This window comes from Polyangium fumosum (assembly GCF_005144585.1).
GTDB classification, from domain to species: Bacteria; Myxococcota_A; Polyangia; order Polyangiales; family Polyangiaceae; genus Polyangium; species Polyangium fumosum.
In genome coordinates, this window is record NZ_SSMQ01000020.1 from 28,560 (window position 1) to 44,220 (window position 15,661).

General features: G+C 68.2%; 13 protein-coding genes and 1 tRNA gene. 4 read left to right on the forward strand and 10 right to left on the reverse strand.

Annotation, left to right across the window (positions count from 1 at the left end; genetic code table 11):
* Nucleotides 1–4: 4 nt before the first annotated feature.
* The gene (pdxR, locus tag E8A74_RS20170; protein WP_136930666.1) at nt 5–1,495 is read right to left on the reverse strand and encodes a MocR-like pyridoxine biosynthesis transcription factor PdxR; all 1,491 of its coding nucleotides are present in this window, start codon (nt 1,493–1,495) and stop codon (nt 5–7) included.
* A gap of 69 nt (nt 1,496–1,564) precedes the next feature.
* Between pdxR and E8A74_RS20175 the strand changes: the two genes are divergently transcribed.
* From E8A74_RS20175 to E8A74_RS20185, 3 genes are all read left to right on the forward strand, one after another.
* Nucleotides 1,565–2,671, forward strand: coding sequence for a GNAT family N-acetyltransferase (locus E8A74_RS20175; protein ID WP_136930667.1), 1,107 nt, complete (start codon nt 1,565–1,567; stop codon nt 2,669–2,671).
* Between the two features lie 24 nt (nt 2,672–2,695).
* Nucleotides 2,696–3,904 carry a pyridoxal phosphate-dependent aminotransferase gene (locus tag E8A74_RS20180; protein ID WP_136930668.1) on the forward strand — a complete coding sequence of 403 codons (1,209 nt, stop codon included), beginning with the start codon at nt 2,696–2,698 and terminating at the stop codon, nt 3,902–3,904.
* A 118-nt stretch (nt 3,905–4,022) separates the two neighbouring features.
* Nucleotides 4,023–4,094: transfer RNA gene (locus tag E8A74_RS20185), tRNA-Val, on the forward strand.
* Nucleotides 4,095–4,290: 196 nt separating this feature from the next.
* Here E8A74_RS20185 and E8A74_RS20190 read toward each other — a convergent pair.
* Nucleotides 4,291–5,295, reverse strand: coding sequence for a hypothetical protein (locus E8A74_RS20190; RefSeq protein WP_136930669.1), 1,005 nt, complete (start codon nt 5,293–5,295; stop codon nt 4,291–4,293).
* A 190-nt stretch (nt 5,296–5,485) separates the two neighbouring features.
* Nucleotides 5,486–7,090: a TIGR02266 family protein gene (locus E8A74_RS20195; RefSeq protein WP_136930670.1), complete on the reverse strand. Its 1,605-nt coding sequence runs from the start codon at nt 7,088–7,090 to the stop codon at nt 5,486–5,488.
* 243 nt (nt 7,091–7,333) lie between these two features.
* On the opposite strand from E8A74_RS20195, the gene E8A74_RS20200 reads away from it, so the two are divergent.
* Entirely contained in the window at nt 7,334–7,690 is a 357-nt protein-coding gene (locus tag E8A74_RS20200; protein ID WP_136930671.1) for a PilZ domain-containing protein, read from the forward strand.
* A 46-nt stretch (nt 7,691–7,736) separates the two neighbouring features.
* Here the strand turns inward: E8A74_RS20200 and E8A74_RS20205 are convergent, their stop codons facing one another.
* The 7 genes from E8A74_RS20205 to pilB form a co-directional block, all read right to left on the reverse strand.
* On the reverse strand, nt 7,737–8,288 hold the full coding sequence (locus E8A74_RS20205; protein WP_136930672.1) for a hypothetical protein: 552 nt from the start codon (nt 8,286–8,288) through the stop codon (nt 7,737–7,739).
* Nucleotides 8,289–8,454: 166 nt separating this feature from the next.
* A complete protein-coding gene (locus tag E8A74_RS20210; RefSeq protein ID WP_136930673.1) occupies nt 8,455–10,155 on the reverse strand; it encodes an early set domain-containing protein in 1,701 nt (566 codons plus the stop codon).
* Between the two features lie 108 nt (nt 10,156–10,263).
* Nucleotides 10,264–11,475, reverse strand: a complete 1,212-nt coding sequence (locus E8A74_RS20215; RefSeq protein WP_232379667.1) for an OmpA family protein — start codon at nt 11,473–11,475, stop codon at nt 10,264–10,266.
* Nucleotides 11,472–11,753, reverse strand: coding sequence for a DUF4398 domain-containing protein (locus tag E8A74_RS20220; RefSeq protein WP_136930674.1), 282 nt, complete (start codon nt 11,751–11,753; stop codon nt 11,472–11,474). Before E8A74_RS20220 ends, E8A74_RS20215 begins: the two co-directional genes overlap by 4 nt.
* A gap of 216 nt (nt 11,754–11,969) precedes the next feature.
* Nucleotides 11,970–12,632, reverse strand: coding sequence for a transcriptional repressor LexA (gene lexA / locus E8A74_RS20225; RefSeq protein WP_136930675.1), 663 nt, complete (start codon nt 12,630–12,632; stop codon nt 11,970–11,972).
* 107 nt (nt 12,633–12,739) lie between these two features.
* On the reverse strand, nt 12,740–13,858 hold the full coding sequence (locus E8A74_RS20230; protein ID WP_136930676.1) for a type IV pilus twitching motility protein PilT: 1,119 nt from the start codon (nt 13,856–13,858) through the stop codon (nt 12,740–12,742).
* Nucleotides 13,859–13,860: 2 nt separating this feature from the next.
* Entirely contained in the window at nt 13,861–15,573 is a 1,713-nt protein-coding gene (gene pilB, locus E8A74_RS20235) for a type IV-A pilus assembly ATPase PilB (protein ID WP_136930677.1), read from the reverse strand.
* Nucleotides 15,574–15,661 lie beyond the last annotated feature (88 nt).

Here is a 15,661-nt window from a genome sequence, read left to right on the forward strand (position 1 = left end):
CACTTCATGAAGCAGCCCGCGTGGCGCCCTTCGTGGGCAGCGCCGCGCGGAGGCGCGTGATGCCCTCGTGGATCTCGCGCTCGTCGAGCGCAGCGAATCCAGCCCGGAAGAAGGGGCGCGAGCGGCCGTCGAAGGCGAAGCGACGCGCAGGGTGGATGACGACGCCACGAGCGAGGGCGCGCTCGGCCCAGGCGTCGACGTCGATCCCCGGCGCGACACGGACCCACATGGCCATGCCGCCTGGCGGCGGGGCGAGCTCGACCGCGTCGCCGAGGCTGCTCCGCAGCGCCTCCGTGAGGACGTCGCGCCGCGCCTGGTAGATGCGGCGCATGCGGCGCGTGTGGCGTTGCACCTCGCCGTCTTCGAGCAGCTCGGCCACGGCGCGTTCGAGCGCGAGATCTCCCTGCCGATCGACGAACGTGCGGATCGCAGCGAGGCGCTCCACGAGCGGCGCGGGCGCGACGACGAAGCCGATGCGCAGGCCCGGCGCGAGAATTTTCGAGAGCGTGCCGATGTAGACGACGACGCCCGCGCGATCGGCGCTCGCGAGCGGCAAGACCGGGCGGCCGTCGTAGTGGAACTCGTGATCGTAGTCGTCTTCGAGGATCGCCATGCGGTGCGCGCGCGCGAGATCGAGCAGGCGGATGCGGCGCGCCGGCGAGAGCAAGGCCGTCGATGGGTACTGGTGATGCGGCGTGACGTAGACGGCGCGCACGGGCTCGCGCGCGACGAGCGCCGCGAGCGCGTCGATCGAGAGCCCCTCCGCGTCGACGGGGAGCGGGACGAGGCGCGCGCCCGTCTGCGCGAGCGCTTCCCACGCGGGGCGATATCCGAGCGCCTCCACCGCGACCACGTCCCCGGGCCCGAGCAGCGCGCGCGCGCAGAGATCGAGCGCCATCTGGCTGCCACGCGTGACGAGCACGTCCCCTGCCGACGCGCCGAGCCCTCGCACGGATGCGAGCATGTCCGCGAGCGCCGCGCGGAGCCGATCGTCCCCGCGCGCGTCGCCGTACTCGAAGAGACGTCGCGCTGAGCCACGCAGCACACGCCGGTACGCGCGCGCGAGGATCTCCGTGGGCAAGAGCCGTAGATCCGGCATGCCCCCGGAGAACACGATCGCGCCGGGCGGTGCCTCGGTCCCCCAGCCACCGGCAGAGACACGCGCCGGGAGATCAAAGCCCGCGCGCGCTGCGATCGTGCCGAGCGTGGTGGGCGAGGCGCGACGCCGTGGGACGTCGGGCATCGTGGTGGAGACGTACGTCATCGTCGCGCTGCGGGTCTCGACCCAGCCTTGCGCGGCGAGCTCGCGGTACGCCGCGACCACGGTGTTGCGATGGACGCCGAGGGAGCGCGCGAGCGCGCGGCTCCCCGGGAGCGCAGCGCCGGGCCGGAGCCTCCCGCGGCGGATGTCCTCGATCAGGGCGCGCGTGATCTGCACGAAGATCGGGACGTCGGGGGAGGGATCCAGGGCGAGCTCGAAGGGATGTTCGCGCACCCGGCTGGTCTACCCGATTTCTCGGAACTGGTCCTTCTCGGGGTACCAGCTCCGGATCACCTTCCGGCGATGCGTAGGGAGATCTTCCGGATGGATCGCGCGAGCGCGGCTGCGCTGCTCGCGCGCGCGCCCGTGGTGCACCTCGCCGCGACGACGCCCGAGGGCGAGCCCGTGCTGCGCGTGGTGCATGGCGTCGTCGTGGGCGATCACCTGCTCTTTCACGGCGCGCCCGTGGGCGAGAAGATGGACGTCGTCGGCAGGCGCGCCGTGATCTCGGCCGAGGAGGTCGTCGCCTCGATCCCGAGCTACTTCGTCGATCCGGATCGCGCGTGCCCGGCCACCACGCTCTACCGCAGCGCGCAGGTGCACGGCACGATCGAGCGCATCGAGGCGCCGCACCGGAAGGCCGAGATGCTCGCGGCGCTCATGAAGAAGTACCAGCCCGAGGGTGGGTACGTGCCGATCGACGCCGAGCATCCGCTCTACAAGAAGGCCGTCGTGGGCGTGCTCGTGCTTGGCGTCTCGCTCGAACGACTCGATGGGAAAGCGAAGCTCGGGCAGAACCGCACGCCCGCGGAGGTCGGTCGTCTCCTCGATCTGCTCTGGGCGCGGGGCGCGCCGGGGGACGCCGCGGCGATCGAGCTCGTGCGCGCGTCGAACCCGTCTGCGGCGCTGCCGTCGTTCCTCGAAGGTCCCGCGGACGCGACGCTCGTGTGTGCGATGGGGGAAGCGGACGCCGACGCGGCGACGGCCCTCCTGAACGGTACGTACTGGTGCAAGGGCACGACGGCCGAGCACATTCGCAGGAGCTTGCTGGGGTCGTCGGCCTGGGTCGGCGCGCGGGATCGCTCAGGGGCGCTCGTGGGAACGGCGCGGGCGATCGCGGACGGCGCGCGGCACGCCTGGATGTACGACGTGATCGTCCACGATGCGTGGCGAGGTCGCGGGCTCGGCCGCGCGCTGATGCGGCTGCTCCTGGATCACCCAGCGGTGCGCAGCGCGGAGACGGTGCTCTTGCGCACGCGGGATGCCATGGGGTTCTATGAGCCGTTTGGCTTCCGGACGCGGTCCGTGCAGCGGACGGAGGGGCCGGAGATCCACGAGATGATCCTCGTGCGAACGGGAGCGAGGGGAGAGCCCGTCTGTCCGCTTGCGTCGGCAAGGAAAGGCACGTAGTTCAGGTGAGAAGGGTCCCCAGAGATGCCTCGAAAGCTCGCTGATCGTCTCTCCGCCGTGGCCCCGAGCGCCACACTCGCGATGGCCGCTCAGGCCGCTCGCTTGCGCAGCCAGGGTCACAAGGTCTACCCCTTCAGCGTCGGGGAGCCGGACTTCGAACCGCCGCGCCACGTGCTCGACGCCGCGCAGGCCGCCATCGACAAGGGCGTCTCGCACTACACGGCCGTCACCGGCACGCCCGAGCTCAAGGCCGCCATCTGCGCGGCCACCGAGCGCGACCGCGGCTACCGCCCCGCGCCGAACGAGATCACGGTGTCGTGCGGCGCGAAGCACGCGCTCTTCAACGTGGCCCTCGGCCTCTACGAGCCCGGCGACGAGGTCGTGATCCCCGCGCCGTACTGGGTGAGCTACCCCGAGCAGGTCCGCATCGTCGGCGCCACGCCCGTGATCGTCGAGACGCGCGAGGACCAGGGCTTCCGCATGGATGCCGCGTCGCTCGAGCGCGCGATCACCGAGCGCACGAAGGCCATCATCCTCTGCACGCCCTCGAACCCCACGGGCTCGGCGTACGCGGAGTCGGATCTGCGCGCCCTGCTCGACGTCGTACGCCGCCACGACCTATGGCTCGTCGTCGACGAGATCTACGCCGACCTCACCTACGACGGCTTCCGCCACGTGTCGGTGCCTGCGATCGCGGAGGATCTACGGAGCCGTACGATCGTTATCTCCGGCGTGAGCAAGACGTACGCGATGACGGGATGGCGCATCGGCTGGAGCATCACGCCGCCCGAGCTCTCGAAGGTGCTCGACGTCGTGCAGAGCCAGAGCACGACGAACGCGGCCGCTGTCGCGCAGGTCGCGGCCACGGCGGCGCTCTCGGGCCCGCAGGATGCGGTGCGCGACATGCGGGATGCCTTCGCGAAGCGCCGTGATCGGATGGTCGAGGGCTTGCGCAGCATCCCCGGCGTGCGCTGTCGGATGCCCGAAGGGGCCTTTTACACGTTCGCCGACGTCCGGGGCCTTTACGGCATCCCGTACAAGAGCGGCACGATCCAGACCGACCTCGACGTCGCGATGTGGCTGCTCGAAGAGGCGCACGTCGCGAGCGTGGCGGGTACGCCCTTCGGCGCCCCGGGGTACGTGCGGTTCTCGTACGCCTGCTCGGAGAGCGACATCGACGGGGGGATCGAGGCCATTCGCGCGGCTGTCACGGCTGCGCGGGGCGGGGGTTGAAACTTCCGAACGTCCCGATCATCAAAACACTTGTCGGACGACATGGCTTGCGCTAGTCATGTCGCCGTCGTCGAGCCGCGGCGCAAGGCGTGACCCACGCCCCGCCAAACTCTCGAATGGGCGCATAACTCAGCGGTAGAGTGCATCCTTCACACGGATGAAGTCACAGGTTCAAATCCTGTTGCGCCCACCCCGCACCCGACCTCGTTGACCTTGCTCCTCCTGGAGCCCTCGCGAGGCACGAACCAACGCTCCCTTGCATCGACCGCATCGCGGTCGATGCACCAAAGGTCCAGGGCTGGCCCTGGTCCGGGTCGAGGGGCGGACAGCCCCTCGTGGGGTCCGGGGTAAAACCCCGGCGCTCACGCTGCAAAGCGAGCCTCCGCTCAGTTGCCCGAAGCGCTCGCCTGCTCCACGCGCTTCGTGATCGCATCGATCGTCGCGCGAAGCTCCTTGCGATCGCCGAGGCATGCGAAGCAGTCGGTCTGGCGGTGCCAACTGCAGCCCTTCGTCGCCAGGAGCGGCTTCAGGTGCCCGAGTGCACGCTCGTCGCCTTCCTTGGCTGCGCGCGTGAAGAGCTTCTTGCGATCACAACCCGTCGCTGCGCGAAGATCGTTTGCGATGAGCAGCCCGGGCCCGGCGATCTCTTTGACCTTGGGATCCGCGAGCAACCTCGTCGCGCGTTCCTTCGGAAACTTGCCGAGACCCGACGCGCTGAGGAGCTCGTAGAGCAGCTCGGGGCCACGCGCGCCCATCTCCGTCCCCATGATGTCGAGCGCCGTCGCCGCGACGTCCACCGGCCCGTTCGCCACGATCAAGAGTGCCTGCTTGACGTCTGGATCGCGCGCCATGTCCGGCGCGACGGCGAGGAGCTTGCGCACGGTCGTCATCGCCTTGGCGTAGTTCGCCTTCTCGCGCGTGTACGCACTGACCAGCGCCTTGAGCACCGCAGGATCCTCGGCATACCGCTCTGCGAGCGTCGCGAGCGCAGCCGGGCCCTTCTCCCGCGCTGCGCTGAGCTCCTCCGCCGATGCGTGATTGTTTGTCGCCGGCGTTGGCTCCTTCGTCGCGACCGGCGTCGACGCTGCGATCACGGGCGCTGCGTCCTGCGCCGAACCTGCGTCATGCACCTCCGCCACGGACGAACTCTGCTCCAGCGCGTCGATCGGCCCCGTGCCGCGCAACATGACCGCGAGCACGACGATCCCCACGACGCACACGAGCCCCACGCCTGCGAGGATGACCGCTTGTACACCTCGGCTGCGCCTCGGTGGTGCAGGCCGCGCGCGCGGCGCCTGTCCGGGCAATGCCGGCGCATACAACGTGGCTGCCTCGGCGATCACGCCGCGCTCTGCGCCCTGCCTGGAACCCGACGACCCAGCGCCGCTCATTCAGGTCCGCATGATACGGGCGAGATGCGGCGCGCACCAAGCAGCTCGATGCGGCGCTAACGGATGGACACGATGCGTCCGCCCGCGCTGCGAAGCGCGAGCGGGCACGGGGGCGCGAGGAGGAATCGGAAGGGGAAGGGGAGGGAGCGCGTGAACCGCGGGCGGCCGGTTCGCAGCCGCCCCACGGGGATCACTCGTAGTCGTCGCCGCCCGAGGGAGGCTTGGGCGCCGGCGGCGGCGGCTTCGGCTTCTCGGTCTCGGCCGGTGCTGCCGTGGGCTTGGGCTCGGCCTTGGGTTCCGCCTTGGGCTCGGCCTTGGGCTCGGTCTTCGTCTCCGTCTTCGGGGGCTCCGCGGCGGGCGCCGCCGACGCGGGAGGCGCCGCTGCGCTCGCCGTCGTGGAGGGCGCTGCGTTCGCCGAGGACGAAGGCTCCGGCGCTGCCGACGCCGAGGCCGCGGGCACGACCTCCGGGGTCGGCGCGGTCGTCGGCGTGGCCTTGACCTCGGGCTTGACCGTCGGCTGGACCTGCGGGGTGGGCGGGGGCGGCGTCTCGTTCTTGCTCTGGCCGAGCGCGAGGAAGAGGCCACCGCCGATCGCCGCCGCGATGAGCAGGATCGTGAGGATCCGGCCGCCGCCGCCGCTGCTCTCCTCGACGGGCTCGGGGGGCGGAGGTGCCGCCTTCGCCGCGGCCGCCTTGGGCTTGGTGCCGCCGCTCTTGCCTTCCCCGGCCTTCGCCTTCGTGCCGCGGACGTCGACGGTCTTCGCCTCGCGGCGATCGTCGCCTTCGCTCTTCTTCGTGCTCGATGCGGCCTTCGTCTCGGACTTCTTCGAGACCGGCTTCTCGGAGTCGGCCTTCTTCTCCTCGGCCTCGGCCTCGGGCTCCTCGGCCTTCGCTTCGGCCTTGGGCTCCTCGGCCTTCTCTTCAGCCTTGGGCTCCTCGGCCTTCGCTTCGGCCTTGGGCTCCTCGGCCTTGGGCTCCTCGGCCTTCGCTTCGGCCTTGGGCTCTTCGGCCTTCGCTTCGGCCTTGGGCTCCTCGGCCTTTTTCTCCTCGGCCTTGGGCTCGGCCTTCTTTTCCTCGGCCTTCGGGGCTTCCTTGGCGAGCTCGATCTTGCCGCCGCTCACGTCGTCGAGCGAACTGCCCGTGCCCGCGAGCGCTTGCTTCAGGAGCTCCGCGGCCTGGCGCATCACGGTGCGCTCCTCCGGCGGCGGCATGTCCTGCTCGGGATTGGTGGACGGGAAGAATCCTCCGCCGCCGCTCGACTCGCTCTTCTTCTCCTCGCCCGTCGTCGGCTTGCCTGCGGCCTTCGCCGCGGCGCCGACGGCGCCGAGCCCGAGCATCGTCGACGCGCGCGGACCGGTCTTCGACGCGGCCGCTGCGGGCGCAGGCGTCGCGGCTCCGTCCCCGTCGTCGCTCGTGCCTTCGGGTTTGCCCGCGTCGTAGGCGTTCGGGCCACCCTTCTGGTTGTCGACGAGGCGCTGGATCATCGCCTTCGAGTCGTCGTCGATCTTGATGAACTTCACGCCCATGCCGGCGGGCGACCCATCGGTCGACTGATCCGAATCGCGCTTCCAGACGACGCGGCCCACGCCGCTCAGCACGGACTTCTCCTCCTGGATGCGGATCTCGAACTTGAGCAGCGTCCCCGGGGGGAAGGGCGACGGCGTCTTGATGAAGATGCCGCCCTTGCTCACGTCATGTGAATGGTTCTCGATGAACTCGTCGACGGTGGCGCTCTTGTAGCGCACGGTCATCGAGAGCACCTTCGCCCGCGGGTCCTTACGAGTGTCCTCAGCCATCAGGGTAGAGCTCCCATCTCGATCAACGAAGGGTCGCTCCGGGTCGCCCCGGCGCGAGCAGCGGCGCGGATGTTACCTTGAGGTCGCACACAAACCCAACTACGTTGTAACGGCCTCCGGCCGGAAAAAGTTTTCCGTGCCTCGATTGCACCGAGGCGTCCGCACGCTTGGGCTCGCTCGCCGATCCAGCGGATCGAGCGGCCCGCGCATGTGTCGCCTCTACGATAGAGATATCATTTCTGCATGTCCGTTCGGGACCACTTCCGCGCGCACGGACGAAAGCGCATGGAGCTCGAGGCCACCCTCCTCGACCAGGAGGGCCGCGCCCGCGGTGTCACCATCCGCGACCTCGGCCTCGGCGGCGCCGGGATCGAGGTCCTCGAACGTGACATCTCTGCAGAGGCAGGAAACGAGCTGACCCCCGATAGTTCCGTCACGCTGGAGGTGACGACGCCGTCGTTGTGGGATCCGCTCCGCTTGAACGGCACCGTCGCCTGGATCCGCCGCGGCACGCCCGGCGGACGGCGCACCCGCGTTGGCATCCGCTTCGAGCACCACGACGCAGCCACGCTGCTGTCGTTGTTCCAGATCCTCTCGTAGCCACGCGCGCACGCTTCCCGTCGAGCGTCGCGAGATCGTTTCGATTTCAGGAGAGCAGCGGCGCGCGGTGCCCTTCCTGGTTGTAACGGACGGCGTAGAGGCCGCCGAAGAGCGCGGACACGCCGATCGCGAACACCCAGAACAGAGGCGCGAAGATCAAGAGCGGGGCGAGCAACTTCCCGAACACGATCACGAGCAGCGACGCGGGCAGCACCACGCGCAGCGGAGCGGCGTAGGCGAGCCCGAGCCCCGGGACGAGCGCGCCGAGCACGACCGCGAGCGTCACGCTCTTCTGCGGGGTCATGCGCAGGCTCGGCCGCGTGTACGTCACAGGCGTGATGCTGTCGATCGGCTTCGGCCTCGCGGCGCGTCGGCGCGCGAGCGGCAACGACGTGGAGAGCCCGCGGACGCGGTAGACGACAAAGCCTTCGTTCTCGTCGACCTCGAGATCGAGCAGCCCCTCACGAGCCATCCTGTCGAGACCCTGCTGCACGCGCGCGGGCGGCGTCCGCAGGTGCGCAACTACGTTGGCCACCGTGAGCGGAACGCCGCGGCTGCCGAGCTCGATCACCTCGATCTGGAAACTCTCGTAGCTCACCTACGATCTTCTAGCGCTCGCCGGCGGAAGGCGCAGCGCACCGAAGTTCGTTGGTGCACGGACGAATTTTTGTGGAGGAGTTCGGTTGCGTGTCGAACGACACGAACATTCGGGGCGTTGGGGGCGAGAGCTACGCGAGCGCAGCGACGCCCCCAAGCACGAACGACTAGAACGCGAAGACGGGGCCGACGGACGGCGCGAGGACCACGGCGAACGTGGTCAGCATGAACATCGCCTTGATCTCGGCGGTCACGCCGAAGTTCGGCGTGAAGGCGTAGGTCGCGCCGGCGCCGAGAGAGACGAAGTTGAGGCCCGAGATCTGGTAGGCGTCGAGGTCGCGGCTGACCGCCGGCGTGCTGCCGGGGCAGGAGTCGTCGGACGGATCGATCGGGTCCTCGCCGCTCTTCAGCAGCTTGTCGCAGACGGTGACGGGCACGGCCGCCGAGACCTTCGCGATGCCCACGCCGAGGAAGCCGAACGGACGGATCTGACCCTGCTCGAACTGGCTGCCCATGAACGAGTACCAGGCGCGCAGCTCGCCGTGGATGGGCGGGAAGTTGACCATCTCGGGGTGCAGCGCGTTCGGCGGCGCCTGATCCGACGAGGGGTGCCCGCCGAACGCGATGCCGAAGCGCAGGCCCGCGCCGAACGTGCCCGAGCCGATCTTGGCGAGCTCGCGATCGTACGAGGCGAAGACGCGGCCGCCGGCCGGCGCGAAGCCGCCCTGGATGCCGTTCGTGCCCTGCGCGGAGATGGGATCGCCGAAGAAGCGATCGGTGCCGCCGGGGTAGAAGCAGTAGTACGTGTCGTTGTCGCCGGAGCAGACGTTCTCGGCGCTGTTGATCAGCATCAGGTCGAGCTGGCCGCCGAGCCCGATGATGTTCTTCTTGCCCTTGCCGGCAGGCTCGGGGCCGGTGTCACCACCCTCGCGCTTGCCCTCTTCGCACTGGCCGTTCTGGCAGATGAGCCCGGCCTGGCACTCTTGATCGGCCTCGCAGGTCGCGCCCCAGCCCTTCTCGCCGCGCTTCTCTTGGTCGTCTTTTTTCTCGCAACCCGGCAGGCCCGGCGGGCAGTCTTCCTTCGCCGAGCACTTCTTCGGGGGCTTCTTGCCCGGCAGCGAGGGCTCGTCGCCTTCGAGATCACGCTTGATCGGGACGCGGTACGGATCCTTCTGCGAGCCCGCCTTGAGCTGCTCGCCGCTGTCGTCCGTGACCACGATGTAGTACTTGATGTCGCCCGTCGTGGTGACGTCCGCGCACGGGATCTCCGCGCCCCAGCCCTTGCCGACGCGCTGCATCTCGAGCGAGGTCCACTTCGAGGCGCCGAAGGGCTTGTACCGGAGCGTCGCCTTCGCGACCGTGACGTCCTCGCCGATCTCGATGAACACGGGCACCGGCGTGTTGACCGCCTGCTCCGGGATCGGCGTGTGCTCGAGGTCGCCGCCGGGCTTGTCGCTTTCGTCGCCCTCCTCGCTGCTCGGCGGGGGCTTCGACGGGGGAGGCTTGCTCGGCTTCGCCTGCTTCTTGGCCTCCTCGAAGGCCTTCGTGAGCTCGGGCGTGGTGAGCGACTCGATCAGCGAGGCGGAAGGATCGGCCTTGAGGGCCTCGATGAACTCTTCCTTGGCCTTGTCGAGCTTGCTCGAGCCGCCGTAGACGGTGCCGAGCGCGACGTGGAGCTTGCCCAGAACCTTTGGGCTGCAACCATCGTCGCCGCACTTCTTCAGCGCGTCCTTGAGCTTTTTCTCGGCCTTGTCGAACTCGACGGCGAGGTAATCCTCGTCCATCGCCTGGTCGTGGAGCTTGAGGGCCTCTTTGTCCTTCTCGCCTGCCGCGAAGGCCGTATCCGAGTAGCTACAGAGGCCACCCATGATGACGGCGGAAAGCGCAAAGGCAGCGAACGACCCAAACGGACGAAGATACACGGCGGTCTGTCCTCCGGGAGGAGCGATGGGGGAGGGCTGGTCGGTACCGAGGTTTTACTTCTGACCTTCGGTCCGGACAAATTGCACGCGTCGATTGAGCGCGCGATTTTGATCGGTCGTGTTCGGAACGAGGGGGATCTCCATACCGTAGCCGTGCGATGTGAGCCGGCTCGGCTCGACGCCCTTCGCGACGAGGTACTTCAAAACGGCCGCAGCGCGGCGATCCGAGAGCTTCTTGTTATACGCGGCCGCACCCTTGTTGTCCGTGTGGCCCTGGATCTCGATCTTGATCTTCGGGTTGTCCTGAAGAACTTGTGCCACCGCGTCGAGGATCGCGTAGCTGTCGGGCTTGATCTTGTCCTTGTCGAACTCGAAGTGGATCTGCTGGGTGATCTTGATCTCCTTCTCCGTCACGATGACGAGAGAAGGCTTCTTCGGGCACCCAGGCTTGTCGCCGCCCACCACGCCGGGCTCGTTCGGGCACTGATCCTCGAGGTCCGGGACCGTGTCCTTGTCGTTGTCCGGCTCAGGGCAGCCGTCGACGTCCTCGTACCCGTCCGGATCCTCGGGCTCGTTCGCGCAGCTCTTGCCCGTCGAGGGATCCTTGTCCGCGTCGTCGAGGATTCCGTCGAGATCGTTGTCGATCTCCGGGCAACCGTCGTCGTCCAGGTAGCCGTCCTTGTCCTCCGGCACGAGGACGCAGCTATCCTTCGAGTTCGGCAAGCCGTCGCCGTCCGTGTCCGGATCGTCGGGGCAGCCGTCCTCGTCCTGGAAGCCGTTCCACGTCTCGGCCTCGCACGGGCACTTCGTGTCCTGCGGATCGAGATACCCGTCGCCGTCGCAGTCGCCGGGAGGCGGCGGGGGCGGAGGCGGCGGAGGCGGCGCCTCTTCCTCGACGAAGCCACGCTCGGCGCACTTCTGCGGCGGCGAGAGATCATAAGCCGCGTGCGCGTTCGCGCGCGCGATGTCGAGGTGCGCCTTCGCCTTGAAGAGGAAGCCTTGATCGAGCTCCGTCTCCGCGAACGTAAGGTGGCTCTTCGCCGTCGCGAGCTCGCGCGGCGCGCAGCGGATCGCGCCGTTGCGCTCGGCCTGCCCCGCGACCTTCGTGAGGCCCTCGATGTCGCCGCGCATGACGGAGACCTGCGAGCACGAGGCCTGACCGATCGCCATGACGACGAGCGCCGGGAGCGCCCAGCGCCCGTACGAACGATCCGCCGGACGACGCGCCGGCTTCTGCATCTTGGTAGCGCCGCGCGTGCTCTTCATCGGCCCGATCCCTCGTGCGCCTGCTTCGCGAGAACGATGGCCTTCTCGGCGTACTCTTCGGCCGTGCTCGCGAACTTGATCGCGTCGCCGTAGTCGGCCGTCGAAGCCTCTTCCATGGCCTTGTGAAGGTGCTCCTTCGCCGTCCAGAACTCGTAGGGCGCGTAGCGCTCGGCGCCGAGCGCCTCCGCCGTCTCGAGCTTCGAGGAAGCGCTGCTCGACGTGATCGCGTAGATCGAGCCGCCACAGCCGGTCGCGCCGATGAGGGAGAAGATCCCCATCGCTGCCAGCACCCAAGCTCCACGCTTGGGGCTCCGGGTCGCCTCCTGGCGCCCTCCGCCCCAAACCCCGATTCGGAACCGCCGCACGTGCGCCTTCACGATCGCGTTCTTTCTGGAGCGACGACGGAACCGATCCGTCGCTCCCATCCGTGCCCCGGACGCTATCAAGCGTGCGCGCCGCGCGTCAATGCCAGTGTGCGAGCGCGCGGGACGCGGTCAAAGTCGGCGGAAGACGGAGACCACGACGCCGAGCAACATCGTCGGCTTGAAGTCCGAGGCCCGCACGAGGATCGGGGCCATCTTCGCGTTCGCCGGCTGGAACCGGACGTAGTCCTTCTCGGGGAAGTAGTACTTGACCGTCGCCTCGTCCCCGATGAGCGCCACCACGATCTCGCCACGCTGCGCGGTAGGCTGGCGTCGCACGAAGATGTAGTCGCCGTTCAGGATGCCGGCCTCGATCATCGAGTCGCCCGTGACCTTCAAGCCGAAGATCTCGCGGCCGCCACGGACGAGCATCCGATCGATGCGGACCGTGTCGATGACGTGCTCCTCGGCGAGCAGCGGCAGGCCCGCGGCGATCCGGCCGACCACCGGGACCTCGAGCAGGTCGTCCTCGGGCGCCTCGGGCATTGAGAGCGGCTCGTCCGCCCGTACGTTGGCGGCGGACATGTCCTTCGGCCGCAAGGCGCGGCTCTTCATGTCCTCCCGCGTCAAGTACCCCTTCCGCTCGAGCGCGCGCAGATGGTCGTTCACCCCGTTCGTGGAGCGAATCCCCATGTGTGCGCCGATCTCCCGCAACGTGGGCGGGTAGCCCCGCTCGTGGATGGATTGGCGGATGTAATGCAGAACCTGCTGTTGGCGCTCGGTGAGCCCTTGCATCGCAGCGCCTACCCTACTGAACGGGCGGTGGGGTGTCAAAATTCCTGCTTTGTTTCTTACGGGAGAGATTCGGCGGCGCGCGCGTGAGGCTGGATCCGCCGGGCTCGCTAGGTCGCGGGGCCGCGGCGGACGGCGCGCCCTTCGATCATGGCGCGCAGCTCCTCCATGTCACCGGCGTGCGCGAGCGCGTCTTCGAGCGAGATCAGGCGGCGCTGGTAGAGCCCGTGGAGGCACTGGTTCATCGTCTGCATGCCGCTGCCCGCCTGGCCGACCTGCATCTGCGAGTAGATCTGGTGGAGCTTGTCCTCGCGGATGAGGTTCCGGATGGCCGCGTTCGGCACCATGACCTCGAGCGCGAGCGTGCGGCCTCCGCCGATCTTGGGGACGAGCTGCTGCGTCATGACGGCCGCGAGCGTGAAGCTGAGCTGCGCGCGGACCTGCGACTGCTGATGCGCGGGGAAGACGTCGATGATGCGGTTGATCGAGGAGACCGCGCTGTTCGTGTGCAGCGTGGCGAAGACGAGGTGGCCCGTCTCGGCGATCGTGAGCGCCGCCTCGATGGTCTCGAGATCACGCATCTCGCCGACGAGCACGACGTCCGGATCCTGGCGGAGGATGTACTTGAGCGCGTCCTTGAACGACGCCGTGTCGGCGCCGACCTCGCGCTGGTTCACGACCGAGAGCTTGTGGTTGTGGATGTACTCGATCGGGTCTTCGACCGTGATGATGTGCAGGCGCTGCTCGGAGTTCACCTTGTCGATGATGCTCGCGAGCGTGGTGCTCTTGCCGGAGCCTGTCGGTCCGGTGACGAGCACGAGGCCGCGCGGTTTGTTGGCGATCTCGGCGGCCACGGGCGGCAAGCCGAGATCGTCGAAGCTCAGGATCTTGAAGGGGATCTGGCGGAACGCGCCCGCGACGGCGCCGCGCTGCATGAAGATGTTCGCGCGGAAGCGGGAGATGCTCGACAGGCCGAACGAGAGGTCGAGCTCGTTCTTCTTTTCGAAGACGAGCTTCTGATCTTCGCTGAGGACCGAGTAGCAGAGCTCCTTCGTGTCTTCGTCGTTCAGCGGCGGGAGCTTGAGCGGGACGACCGAGCCGTCGATGCGCAGGAGCGGAGGCGAGTTCCGCGTGATGTGCATGTCGCTCGCCCCCTTGTCGACCATGACCTTGAGGAGCTGCTGGATCGTGTAACGGAGGGGCTCGCGCCCCGGCGTCTCCGCGGTCATCGCTAGTCTCCCATCGTGACGCGGCCGATCTCCTCGGTCGTGGTCATGCCCTGCATCACCTTCTCGATGCCCGCCATGCGCAGGGTCATCATCCCGTTCTTGATCGCAGCCGTCTTGAGCTCGGCGGTCGAGGCGCCCTGGAGGACGAGCTCCTTCAGATTGTCCGTGAAGCGCATGACCTCGTAGAGCGCGACGCGGCCCTTGTAGCCCGAGCCGTTGCACGTCTTGCAGCCCGCGCCCTTCATGAGCTTGGCGTTCTTGAGCTGATCGGGCGTGAAGCCGAAGTCGGCGAGCGTGCGCGGGTCCTGCTTGAAGGGCTGCCGGCAGTCGGCGCAGTTCTTTCGCGCGAGGCGTTGCGCGAGGACGAGGTTCACGCTCGCGGTGATGAGGAAGGGCTCGATGCCCATGTTGAGCAGACGCGAGATCGTCGACGGCGCGTCGTTCGTGTGCAGCGTGGAGAGCACCATGTGGCCCGTGAGCGCAGCCTTGACCGCGATCTCGGCGGTCTCGAAGTCGCGGATCTCGCCGACCATGATGATGTCCGGGTCCTGGCGCAAAAAGGAGCGGAGCGAGGCCGCGAAGTTCAGGCCGATGGAGTCCTGCATCTGCACCTGGTTGATGCCGTGGAGGTTGTACTCGACGGGATCCTCGGCGGTGCTGATGTTCGTCTCGATCTGGTTGAGCTCGCTCAGCGCGGAGTAGAGCGTCGTCGTCTTGCCGGAGCCCGTCGGGCCCGTGACGAGGACCATGCCCCAGGGCTGGTTGATCGCCCACTGGAAGTCCTCGAGCGGCTTCCTGTCGAACCCGAGCTTCGTCATGTCGAGCTGGAGGTTCGATTTGTCGAGGAGGCGCATGACGATCTTCTCACCCCAGATCGTCGGGCAGACGGAGACGCGGAAGTCCATCTCCTTGCCCTTGCCGAGCTTGAGCTTGATGCGCCCGTCCTGCGGCAAGCGGCGCTCCGCGATGTCGAGCGAGCTCATGATCTTGAGCCGGCTCGCGATCGCGTTCTTGAGCTTCATCGGAGGCTGCATCTCCTCCACGAGCACGCCGTCGATGCGGTAGCGGACCCGGAGCTTCTTCTCGTACGGCTCGATGTGGATGTCGCTCGCGCCCTTCTTGATGGCGTTGAGGAGGATCGCGTTCACGAGCCTGACGACCGGCGCGCCCTCGGCCGCCTTCTCGAGCTCGAGGACGTTCACGTCCTCGGTGTCGACCGTGAAGTCGACCTGCTCGTCGCCGAACTCGGCGAGCATCTCGTCGTAGGAGGGGCCGGCGGAGTAGGCGCGCTCGATGGCCTGGAGGATCGCTCCCTCGGAGGCGACGCGCGGCTCGACGATGGAGCCCGTGAGGAACTTGATGTCGTCGATCGCGTGGAGGTTCGTGGGATCCGCCATCGCCACGACGAGCGAGGTGCCCGACCGGAACAGCGGGATGATCTTCTGCTTCTCGCAGACGTCGCGCGGGACGAGCTTCAAGACGTCGGGATCGAACTCGGTGCCGTCGAGGTTGGCGACGGGGACGCCGTACTGGGTGGCGAGGAAACTCGCGATGTCGTCGTCGGACAGGTAGCCGAGCTTCGTCAGCACCTGGCCCAGGTTGGTTCCGCTCTTGCGTTGCTCTTCCTGCGCTTGGCGGAGCTGCTGCAAGCTGATGAGCTTCTCGCGGACGAGCAGCTCGCCCAGGCGGGTCTGACCGGTCGTAAAGTTGGACATCGAGCCTCCGATGGTCCGCGGAGGGAAGGGGAGAGTCAACAGCCGGGCACGGCGGGCCTCGCGAGAGCCCTCGCGCAAGCCTTCCGAG